This is a genomic window from Methyloceanibacter sp. (assembly GCF_050728395.1).
Taxonomy (GTDB): Bacteria; Pseudomonadota; Alphaproteobacteria; order Rhizobiales; family Methyloligellaceae; genus Methyloceanibacter.
In genome coordinates this window covers 18,808-28,418 of record NZ_JBOHJB010000042.1, presented here as the reverse complement: position 1 = coordinate 28,418, position 9,611 = coordinate 18,808, and the positions used below count along the sequence as shown (strand labels likewise).

General features: G+C 59.5%; 11 protein-coding genes, 1 tRNA gene and 1 pseudogene. 7 read left to right on the top strand and 6 right to left on the bottom strand.

Annotated elements, in window-relative coordinates; translation table 11 throughout:
* The 3 genes from ACREC7_RS09415 to ACREC7_RS09405 form a co-directional block, all read left to right on the top strand.
* Positions 1-363 (top strand): electron transfer flavoprotein subunit beta/FixA family protein (locus tag ACREC7_RS09415; RefSeq protein ID WP_431555423.1); only part of this gene is annotated, 363 nt, incomplete at its 5' end.
* On the top strand, positions 364-1,308 hold the full coding sequence (locus tag ACREC7_RS09410) for an electron transfer flavoprotein subunit alpha/FixB family protein (protein ID WP_431555422.1): 945 nt from the start codon (positions 364-366) through the stop codon (positions 1,306-1,308).
* An 85-nt stretch (positions 1,309-1,393) separates the two neighbouring features.
* Positions 1,394-2,272: a 3-hydroxybutyryl-CoA dehydrogenase gene (locus tag ACREC7_RS09405; RefSeq protein ID WP_431555424.1), complete on the top strand. Its 879-nt coding sequence runs from the start codon at positions 1,394-1,396 to the stop codon at positions 2,270-2,272.
* A 70-nt stretch (positions 2,273-2,342) separates the two neighbouring features.
* Here the strand turns inward: ACREC7_RS09405 and ACREC7_RS09400 are convergent, their stop codons facing one another.
* Positions 2,343-2,906, bottom strand: coding sequence for a hypothetical protein (locus tag ACREC7_RS09400; RefSeq protein WP_431555421.1), 564 nt, complete (start codon positions 2,904-2,906; stop codon positions 2,343-2,345).
* Between the two features lie 128 nt (positions 2,907-3,034).
* Here ACREC7_RS09400 and ACREC7_RS09395 point away from each other — a divergent pair, with 128 nt between their 5' ends.
* Together ACREC7_RS09395 and ACREC7_RS09390 are read left to right on the top strand one after the other, a co-directional pair.
* A complete protein-coding gene (locus tag ACREC7_RS09395) occupies positions 3,035-4,375 on the top strand; it encodes a hypothetical protein (RefSeq protein ID WP_431555420.1) in 1,341 nt (446 codons plus the stop codon).
* Between the two features lie 209 nt (positions 4,376-4,584).
* A complete protein-coding gene (locus ACREC7_RS09390; protein WP_431555419.1) occupies positions 4,585-4,857 on the top strand; it encodes an anti-sigma factor family protein in 273 nt (90 codons plus the stop codon).
* Between the two features lie 35 nt (positions 4,858-4,892).
* On the opposite strand, the gene ACREC7_RS09385 is transcribed toward ACREC7_RS09390, so the two are convergent.
* Positions 4,893-5,204, bottom strand: a complete 312-nt coding sequence (locus ACREC7_RS09385) for a hypothetical protein (RefSeq protein ID WP_431555418.1) — start codon at positions 5,202-5,204, stop codon at positions 4,893-4,895.
* A gap of 541 nt (positions 5,205-5,745) precedes the next feature.
* Between ACREC7_RS09385 and ACREC7_RS09380 the strand changes: the two genes are divergently transcribed.
* Complete coding sequence (locus tag ACREC7_RS09380; RefSeq protein ID WP_431555417.1) at positions 5,746-6,321, top strand: pentapeptide repeat-containing protein; 576 nt, start codon at positions 5,746-5,748, stop codon at positions 6,319-6,321.
* A 39-nt stretch (positions 6,322-6,360) separates the two neighbouring features.
* Here ACREC7_RS09380 and ACREC7_RS09375 read toward each other — a convergent pair whose 3' ends face one another.
* Both ACREC7_RS09375 and ACREC7_RS09370 read right to left on the bottom strand, forming a co-directional pair.
* A complete protein-coding gene (locus ACREC7_RS09375; RefSeq protein WP_431555416.1) occupies positions 6,361-7,023 on the bottom strand; it encodes an SPOR domain-containing protein in 663 nt (220 codons plus the stop codon).
* Between the two features lie 55 nt (positions 7,024-7,078).
* Positions 7,079-7,155: transfer RNA gene (locus tag ACREC7_RS09370), tRNA-Arg, on the bottom strand.
* Between the two features lie 193 nt (positions 7,156-7,348).
* On the opposite strand from ACREC7_RS09370, the gene ACREC7_RS09365 reads away from it, so the two are divergent.
* Positions 7,349-8,233, top strand: a complete 885-nt coding sequence (locus ACREC7_RS09365; protein WP_431555415.1) for a thermonuclease family protein — start codon at positions 7,349-7,351, stop codon at positions 8,231-8,233.
* Between the two features lie 62 nt (positions 8,234-8,295).
* Here ACREC7_RS09365 and ACREC7_RS09360 read toward each other — a convergent pair.
* Positions 8,296-8,856 (bottom strand): annotated as a pseudogene (locus ACREC7_RS09360) (CarD family transcriptional regulator); the annotation flags it as partial.
* A 389-nt stretch (positions 8,857-9,245) separates the two neighbouring features.
* Positions 9,246-9,584 carry a ferredoxin FdxA gene (fdxA, locus tag ACREC7_RS09355; protein WP_431555414.1) on the bottom strand — a complete coding sequence of 113 codons (339 nt, stop codon included), beginning with the start codon at positions 9,582-9,584 and terminating at the stop codon, positions 9,246-9,248.
* Positions 9,585-9,611 lie beyond the last annotated feature (27 nt).

Here is a 9,611-nt window from a genome sequence, read left to right as displayed (position 1 = left end):
ATGCTGGCGGGGCTGCTCGGCTGGCCACAGGGGACCTTCGCCTCGAAGATCGAATTCAACAACGGCAAGGTGAGAGTGGTGCGCGAGGTGGACGGCGGGCTCGAGACCCTGCTTCTTTCGCGCCCGGCGGTGATCACCACCGACTTGAGGCTCAACGAGCCGCGCTACGCCTCGCTGCCCAACATCATGAAGGCCAAGAAGAAGCCGATCGACGAAACGACGCCGGAGGCGCTCGGTGTCGACATCGCGCCCCGGCTGAAAGTGCTCGGCGTGGCCGAGCCGAAGGGCCGCGAGGCCGGCATCAAGGTCGACAGCGTCGCCATCCTCATCGAGAAACTAAAGAACGAGGCGGGAGTGCTCTAGATGGAGGTCCTGCTTCTCGCCGAGCACGACAATAAAACTCTGGCCCCGGCGACGGCCAAGGCGCTCGACGCTGCGGAGAAGTTCGGCGGCGAGGTCGATATTCTCGTCGCCGGCGAGACTTGCCGCGCCGTTGCCGAAGCTGCCGCCAAACTTGCCGGGTCACGCAAGGTGCTGCTCGCCGAAGCACCGCAGCTCAAAGAGCGCCTGGCCGAAGAGGTCGCCAATCTGATCGTGCCGCTGATGCAGAATTATGACGTGCTGCTCGCGCCGGCGACCACCATGGGCAAGAACGTCGCTCCGCGCGTGGCGGCGTTGCTCGACGTAGCGCAAATCTCCGACGTCATCGAGGTGAAGGCACCCGACATTTTCGTGCGCCCGGTCTATGCCGGGAACGCCCTCGAGACGGTCAAGACCGTCGACAAGAAGATCGTCGCCACCGTCCGCACCACGGCCTTCGCCTCGGCCGCCGAAGGTGGGTCCGTTTCGGTCGAGGTCATCGAGGCGCCTGCGGCGCTTGGCTTGTCGAGCTTCGAGAAGAGCGAGATCAGCGTGAGCGAACGGCCCGAGCTCACCGCGGCGCGTATCGTCGTCTCAGGCGGCCGCGGCATGCAATCGGGCGAGAACTTCAAGACCTTGATCGAGCCGCTCGCCGATCGCCTCGGTGCGGCGGTGGGTGCAAGCCGTGCTGCGGTCGATGCCGGCTACATGCCGAACGATCACCAGGTCGGCCAGACCGGCAAGGTGGTGGCGCCTGAGCTCTACATCGCCGTGGGCATTTCCGGCGCCATCCAGCACCTCGCCGGCATGAAGGATTCCAAGGTAATCGTCGCCATCAACAAGGATGCCGAGGCCCCGATCTTCCAAGTTGCCGATTACGGCCTCGTCGGCGATCTGTTCACCGTCCTGCCCGAGCTCGACGCCGAGCTGAAAAAGGCAGGGTATTGAGCCAGCGGGTGCATGAGGAATGACCATGGACGAAATAGTTGGCGCGAAGGGAATTCTGACCGAGCCTTCGCCGCAGGAGAATGACATGACGCCCATTCGCAAGATCGGGATCATCGGCAGCGGGCAAATGGGCAACGGCATCGCGCATGTGATCGCGCTTGCAGGCTACGAGGTCGTGCTCAACGACCTGACCAAGGAGAAGGTCGACAAGGCGCTCGAGCTGATCGACAAGAATCTCACCCGCCAGGTCGCTTCGGGCAGGATCACCGAAGAGGAGCGCAAGCAGACGCTGTCACGCATCTCCTATGCCGAGAATTTTCAGGGCTTGTCCGACGTTGACCTGGTGATCGAGGCGGCGACCGAGGACGAGACGGTGAAGCGAAAGATCTTCGTGGCGCTTTGTCCGTTCCTCAAGTCAGAGGCTGTCATCGCCACCAACACCTCGTCGATCTCCATCACCAGGCTCGCCGCCGCCACCGACCGTCCGGAACGCTTCATCGGGCTTCATTTCATGAATCCGGTGCCGGTGATGGAGCTGGTCGAGATGATCCGCGGCATCGCCACCGAGGACGTGACCTTCGCCCGCGCCAAGGAGTTCGTGGAGAGCCTGGGCAAGACCACCGCCGTGTCGGAGGACTTCCCCGCCTTCATGGTCAATCGCGTGCTGCTGCCGATGATCAACGAGGCGGTCTACACGCTCTATGAGGGCGTTGGCTCGGTCGATGCCATCGATACGGCGATACGGCTCGGCGCCCACCATCCCATGGGCCCGTTGCAGCTCGCTGACTTCATCGGGCTCGATACCTGCCTGTCGATCATGCAGGTGCTGTATGAGGGACTGGCGGACTCCAAATACCGCCCCTGTCCGCTGCTGGTGAAATATGTCGAGGCCGGCTGGCTCGGGCGGAAGACCAAGCGGGGCTTCTACGATTATCGCGGCGAAAAGCCGATGCCCACACGCTGAGGGCTCGATTTCGCTCCAATGGGCGTATATCGGTACGCCATGGGCGATTGCGGCTTCAGTGGACTTTTCTCTAACAAATCCAGCGCCTTAGTTTCCAATCCCAATGGCAGGGCGTTGGTCCTCGCCCCGGCCCAGGCCAGGAGGTGGGCGATGCTCTTCGCGCCATCATATTGACTTCGCCCTTGACCTCCGGCGCAGGTGACTCGGGCATAGGCACGGGAGCAGCGAGGGCAGCGCTGTACAAGTCAGCTAAGTCGGCGAATGTGGTGGCTGCTTCAGAAGTCGGGTCTTCCAGAAAAACTTGCACCAACTGGTAACTCTGACCGTCGCATCTAATCATAGATACGAACAGCATGTGCGCGATCTGATTGGTGGGTATCTTGACCCAGCGCGAGCTTTCGCCGGGCAATGCAAACACTATTGGGTCGTCCTCCTCAGTTCGCTTTATCATGCCTGTGAACACGTGATTTGAGGTGCCTGCTCCAGGTTTGAACGCTCCGGTATCTCCAAGCTCCACTGAAGGTTCACGCCCTGGGGAGGGAACCGTCTTGCTTCTTGCCTTCTTCGGTCGCGCCGTTGTTGCCTTTTGGCTGCGGCCCTTTCGTTTCGGTTCCCCTTCCTTCGTGTTGGCCATGGGTTCCTCCTTGTTAACAACGGTGACAACCTGGGTAAGCCGGTTGCGCCCATGCGGAGGCTACACTTAAGTGTTGATTCTGGACATTTTGTTTTGCAGTGGAACCTCATTGCGAAAGCGGGGCGCGAATGTCCGAGCCATTCGAACATGCTCGCGCCGTTTTCGCGAAAGCGGCGGCATCCTTATCGATTATTCTTCTTTGCGGATGCGGAATAATCGATCATTTCGGCCCCCGGGCTACCCACTACAACGATGAAACAGCGGACGCGAAAAGCGCAGCAATTTTGCTCAACATTCTTCGTGCCGCCTATTCAAATCCCCTCCAGTTCACCGATGTTTCTACCGTGTCCGGACAGTCTACCGCAAATGGAAGCCTAGGTGCGTCCTCCGGGTCCTTTTTCCCAATTCCGCTAAATGGCCTGGCCAGCAACCAGCAACGCATGGCGAATATCAGCCCAAATGTGACAGCTGGCACGAGCTTGAATGCAAACACCACATTCAATATAGCAAACCTAAATACTCAGGAATTTTATAGGGGCATACAGACGCCGTTAAAGATGCAGCAAATTGCATATTATTTGTCTGGCCAATTCAATGGTCTTAATCCATCGCAATTACTTCCGCTATTTATCTCGGATATCGAACTATATTCGGGAAAAATCAGATACACGCTTCATGGGAGTGCTCATAATCCAGACACGTTTTTTGCATTTGTCTCCGCTATCAACACTCTCATTGAGAACGGGCTCACCGTGGAGCCCGTCAATACCACCGACACGGTGGGGCCAAGTCTGACAGCGGCCGAGGTAAAGGATCCGAGAATAGTTGCAGCCGTGCTGGGATCGTCGGGCACAAGCGGAATAAATCTCGCTAAAGTGAACAATGAGTACCAGTTAAAAACTGAAAAAGGAGGGTACAGATTTTGTTTTTCCCGCGTGAGGTATCCTTATCGCTATGTACATTTTTCTGTTTCTACCCCGCCTCGTGATCCCCTTGTCATCGCGCTGGGTTACGAGAATGGAAGACCAATAAAACAAACTACTATCGCAATAGGCGGTGCATACTACTGTGGATCTAAGGCAGCTAGAAGCTCGTCTATCCATAATCAACTTCAGGTGGCTGGGCTGGGCATAAGACTAACGACGCGTTCTCTGGAGCAAATTATCTTTTTTCTCGGAGAAATGGTCAGGACGGAGCTAGGACTGGGGACGGGGGTGGGCAACTCCCTCGCGTTGGAGTACGGCGCTGGCCAGTCCCCATTCAATCTCTTTTCGATCGAACCTCGGCGCCCAGATCCTGGTGAGATGTCGGTTAAGTACAATGGCCAGCCGTTCACAATCAGAGTTGATCCCTCAGGCAGATTGGATACGTCGAGCCGAATCATCCAACTTCTGACTGACCTCTGGGCGCTACAAAGCTCAGCGAAGGATTTGCCGGCACCAAATGTGATTACCGTCACGGCTCCGTAAGGCGACCGCACTCTCGGGGCGTCAATTTGGCGGAAGACCAAGCGCGGCTTCTACGATTATCGCGGCGAAAAGCCGATGCCCACGCGGAGGGCAAGCGATCGGGACGACGCCGTAGCGCTCAACCCGACCGCATGGCCCGCTGCAGCGACTACTGCGGCAGGACGACGATCTCGCCCCGCATCGACGGCTGATGCGTCTTTGCGCCGAAGGTGCGCGACCTTGCGACGCAAGGCTTCCCCCTGGTCGGAGGCCGGGTCGACTATTTCGATGGGCGCAGAGTGGCGGCGATCGTGTTCCGCCGCCGCGACCGCGTGATCAACGTGTTCATCATGCCTCACGCAAGCGGGCCGATGCGCCACGAGCAGCTTCGCCGCAACGGCTACAACATCGAGAACTGGAGCGACGGCGAATACGATTTCTGGGCAATATCGGATCTCAATCAAGACGAACTCGGCATGCTGACCAAGCTCCTCGGGGCCTGACTCTTAAGCCAATCTGCATCGAGCCCCCGCGCCCGCTAGACGTCGGTGTCACCGGGGAAGGTGCCGTCAGGATGCGGGCACTTCACCTGCCGCACATACCAGCCTGGATGATCCTTCTCCCAAGGCGCCGTCTGCATCAAGGACATGCGCGAGCAGACATTGGGATTGGACAGGTCGGGATGCTGCGCGGTGCTCCGGCCTTCGGTCTGGTCGTAAATCTGCACGATCTCGTTGCGGCAGGTCCCATAGTCGAGCTTGATGCCGTCGACGGGGAAGCCGTTCACGTCCAACGGCCCTTGATCGGCGAGAGCGCGGCAAACCACGAAAATAAGGGCGGCTGGAGTCATCTGGACCTCTCAAGAAGGCGGTCAGCACTATGACGCGCCGGGCCACATGCTGCCAGCCGTCACGTCCGGCAAGCCGTTCATTTATTGGTGATTTTGCCGGCCTTTGCGCCTAGGCCGCCGGCCGTGACTTGGCCGCCACGTGTCCCGCATGGAGAGAGCCAGGGTCTCGTTGCCAAACGCGCGCGCGTCCTGAGGAGCGGTTCGTTCGTTTGGCTGCATCGCGTCTCGATAGTTCTGCCGTTGTGGTTCCACTCTCAGGCATAAGTGGTTCTCCAGGCGAGACAAACGCCGATGGTGCGCCGGCAGTTGCGGCCGCCGAACGATCGACTCTGCGGCGCAGCGATCGTCGCGCCGGCGAAGCGCACTGTGTTTTGCGCGCCACGCACGCTCAAGAACCGTCATCGTTCTGTCAAAGCACGATGGGAATGCCCGCCGACTTGCTCTAACGTTCCTGGCTTCAGTTCTGCGTTCTAGTTCTGCGTACCTGTTCCAGTAAATCTGTGGCGTTGAGTGTGTGGCGATGGTGTGCGTCCCAGAGCCCATGGATATATTGCGTTGTGGGCCCGCAGAGTGGAGCGAGATTCTGCGACGTGGCGCGCGCGCGTGGAACGCTTGGCGCGACGACTATCCCTGGATCATCCCCGATCTCACCGGCATCTCTCCCTCAGTGATCGAATGCCAGTTGGGCCCGCTCACCGGAGGGCCGGTCAATTTGGCGAACGCGCGGTTGCGCGGGGCAAGGCTCGGCCGTGCCACCCTGTCGGAGGCCAATCTCGAAGGCGCCGATCTGTCCGAGGCCGATTTGACCCATGCGCGTCTCGATCGCGCCAATCTCTCTTACGCCAATCTGCGCAACGCCAATCTCGACAAGGCTGATCTCGGCGGAGCCCGGCTGATGCGCGCCGATTTGAGCGGCGCCAATCTGGCGCAAGCCAAAGGCCTCAACGAGGGTCAGCTCTTCGGCTCGATCGGCAACGGGCTCACGGTGCTACCGCCGCAGCTCGAGCGACCCGAAACCTGGCCGCCACTTGCAGGCGAAAGTCGAGATGAGCGCCGAGCACCGGTCGCAAGCGCGACCCAATTGCCGCGCACAAGAAGGCTCATGAGCTGGCTGTAGGGCGGTGAGGGCCTCGTGCCGTTGGTTGGCGGCATCAGACTATGACCCGCATTCGTAATAGCCGGTCTTGTCCACGGGACTATTGCACCAGCTATTCACGTTCACCGAAAAGGCGCTGCTTCGGATCTTCGACCGAATAGCGACATTTTCACTGTTCGCCACGTCTTGGCTGGGGTAGCTGCCGACCGTTGTGACAAACCACTTGCCCTTCTTGTATATGACCGCTGGCGTGTAACCCTGCTTCGCCGCCTTGTTGGCTTCGTCTTGGGCGGCTTCGAGACTTGAATCGCTACCAATCACGATCGTCCAGGAGCCTGTCCTTTCGGCGAGACCTTCTGCTTGCTTGATGGCCGGTTGGAAGGACTTTTTCTCCTCCTCTCCGAGCGATGCGGCGGCGCGGTCGATATAAGACTTCGCATCATTCGGATAGAGGATGAATAAGACCGCCGTGGCCGCCTTTCTTGCGGCTTCGTCCGAGCCGACAAGTTTAGGTACAAACTCCAAGAGATTCTTCTCTAGCCGAGCTTGCTGTTCTGCCCTCAGTTTTTCCCGTTCCAGCTCTATTGTTTTTGTCTGCGCTATTTCTGCGGAGTCCTTGCGGATCTCTTCGAGACTTCGGCTGCCGTAGAAGCCCAGAACGGCCACCAGGACGGTCGTCAAAGCAGACAAGGCCACAGTTAGAACCTGCCCTTTGTTTTCCATGCCAGTCTCCGAGGAAAGAAAGTTCTGCGGCAGGGGCCGGCGAGCTAATTGTGATTGGTGACCCCGGCAGGATTTGAACCTGCGACCCTCAGATTAGGAATCTGATGCTCTATCCTACTGAGCTACGGGGTCCCGATCGGCGCGCCGGCATTTGCCGCGAGCGGTTATATAGGCCTATCCGCGGTGCGATGCGCGCGCAAGCATGCGTGGGACGCTGGCGCTCACCGAGTTTCCCCTGTGCAAAAAAACCCGTTCGGCGATTCTTCTTGACGTCTACAAGATTGTAGAACAAAATAGGAACATAATCGCGTTAAGGGGGCTTCCGATGGTAAATTTCCAGCCTGTCGCTCTTGGGTCTCTTCTCGCCGCAACCTGCCTCACTTTCGCACTTCCTTCCGCATCGGCGCTCGCCTGCGAACTCTCCGAACCGCAGAAAGGCACGGTCGCGGAGGTCAAGGATGGCGAGACGCTTCAGCTCACCGACGGCACGGTCGTGCGGCTCGTCAACGCCAAGGCGCCGACGGCGCCCATCGCCGCGCAGGCCGATCGTCCCTGGCCGATGGTCAACGAGGCGAAGGAGGCCCTGTCGAAGCTTGCCTCAGGTGCCGAGGTCGAACTTCGCTATGGCGGCGCCCGCACCGATCGCCACGACCATGCGCTCGCGCAAGTCTATGTGGTGAAGGGCGAGGAACGCATCTGGCTGCAAGGCGAGCTTGTCGGCAACGGGTTCGCCCGGGTCTATTCCTTCCCCGACAACCATGCCTGCGTGAGCGAGCTGCTTGCCCGCGAAGCCGGGGCGAGGGCGAAGGGCGAGGGGATTTGGGGCTCTTGGGCCTATCGCGTCCTTGCCGCCGACAATGTCGAGCGCCTCGGGCGTCTCACCCGCAGCTACCAGCTAGTCGAAGGCGTGGTGGCGCAAGTCGGCGACTCGGGGGGACGCATCTATCTCAACTTCGACAAGGATTGGCACAAGGATTTCACCGTGCTGATCGAGCGCAAGGACGGCGAGGCCTTCAAGGCCGCCGGCATCGATCCGAAGGCGCTTGCCGGAAAGAAGCTCAGGGTGCGCGGCTGGATCGAGTGGCGGAACGGGCCGATGATCCACGTGACCCATGTCGAGCAGATCGAGCTTTTGCCCGAGGGTGGAGGCTCCCCGCCGCCAGCGCCCGAGGCGCCGAAAGGACCGCCGACCGGCGCAATCGCGCTTTAGTCCCTCAAAAAGCTTAGGCCCGGCACGAGCCGGGCCTAATGATTCAGATCTGGGCGTCAGTTTCAGGCCGCGCGGGTGCGCGCGTCGGCTTCCGCCGCGAGTTTCGCGTGCCGTGCCGTCTTGGCGAGCACATCGTCGATCTTGGCGACGGCGCTTGCCTCGTCCATGCGCTCGACGGCGGCGATCTCCCGTGCCATGCGATCGAGTGCCGCTTCGTAAAGCTGCCGCTCGGAATAAGACTGCTCCGGCTGGGCCTCAGACCGGTACAGGTCGCGCACCACCTCGGCGATGGCGACGAGATTGCCGGAATTGATCTTGGCCTCGTACTCCTGCGCCCGGCGCGACCACATGGTGCGCTTGACGCGGGCCTTGCCTTTCAGCGTGCCGAGCGCCTTCTTGACGATCTTGTCCTCTGACAGCTTGCGCATGCCGACCGTCTCGAGCTTGCCAGTCGGCACCCTGAGCGTCATCTTGTCTTTTTCGAAGTTGATGACAAATAGCTCAAGAGTCGCGCCGGCAATCTCTTGCTCTTCGATGCTCACAATGCGACCGACTCCGTGAGCCGGATAGACAATATACTCGTTGGTACGAAAACCGTGTCTTTGCTGTGGTTTCTTCTTCTCGGGCATTACTCTCGTCTCACTCTGTTAATTGATGGAACCGGCGCGTCGCTGTGCCGATCTTTCCGCCGCTTCAATACGAAACCTTACATCGTAGTCGTCTCAGCCTCCTACAAGGCTTAGATCCCAGGGTTGTCGCGGCAGCGAGCACAAAAATGAGCGTCGATCAGGAACCCCCGATCGCGTAACCTCCCTCAAGACGGAAAAAAAAGCGTGCCCGCGACTAGGGACGCCTCTCTTGGTGCTCACCGGCGGCAATCCGCGCCATCTCAACACCAATATAACACAATTTTAGTAAATCGGAAAGTCATGCGGTGCCGCAGCACAGCCCGTTTTGCACCGCAACATGCGACATTTTGACGGTAAGGTGAATAATTTGAGAGCGTCGCGCCCTAGTCCCCCTCGCCGGGGTTGGTGCTGAAATATTTGTCGAACTTTCCCGGCTCGCTGACGAAGGCGTCGGCGTCGGGTGGTGCCGCCTTCTTGGTGGTGATGTTCGGCCACGTTTCCGAATATTGGCGGTTGAGGTCGAGCCAGCGGTCGAGCGAAGGTTCGGTGTCGGGCTTGATGGCGTCAACCGGGCATTCAGGCTCGCACACCCCGCAATCGATGCACTCGTCGGGATGGATCACGAGCATGTTCTCGCCCTCGTAGAAGCAGTCCACCGGGCAGACTTCAACGCAGTCGGTGTATTTGCACTTGATGCAGACTTCCGTGACGACGTACGTCATCTAACCCACTTGGCTTAGGGCTTTAGC

Bases quoted from the DNA above. Each gene is read 5' to 3' on its own strand.
- ACREC7_RS09385 (WP_431555418.1), bottom strand. From the start codon at position 5,204: ATGACTCCAGCCGCCCTTATTTTCGTGGTTTGCCGCGCTCTCGCCGAT.
- ACREC7_RS09375 (WP_431555416.1), bottom strand. From the start codon at position 7,023: ATGGAAAACAAAGGGCAGGTTCTAACTGTGGCCTTGTCTGCTTTGACG.
- ACREC7_RS09400 (WP_431555421.1), bottom strand. From the start codon at position 2,906: ATGGCCAACACGAAGGAAGGGGAACCGAAACGAAAGGGCCGCAGCCAA.
- ACREC7_RS09380 (WP_431555417.1), top strand. From the start codon at position 5,746: ATGGATATATTGCGTTGTGGGCCCGCAGAGTGGAGCGAGATTCTGCGA.
- fdxA (WP_431555414.1), bottom strand. From the start codon at position 9,584: ATGACGTACGTCGTCACGGAAGTCTGCATCAAGTGCAAATACACCGAC.
- ACREC7_RS09410 (WP_431555422.1), top strand. From the start codon at position 364: ATGGAGGTCCTGCTTCTCGCCGAGCACGACAATAAAACTCTGGCCCCG.
- ACREC7_RS09405 (WP_431555424.1), top strand. From the start codon at position 1,394: ATGACGCCCATTCGCAAGATCGGGATCATCGGCAGCGGGCAAATGGGC.
- ACREC7_RS09395 (WP_431555420.1), top strand. From the start codon at position 3,035: ATGTCCGAGCCATTCGAACATGCTCGCGCCGTTTTCGCGAAAGCGGCG.
- ACREC7_RS09365 (WP_431555415.1), top strand. From the start codon at position 7,349: ATGGTAAATTTCCAGCCTGTCGCTCTTGGGTCTCTTCTCGCCGCAACC.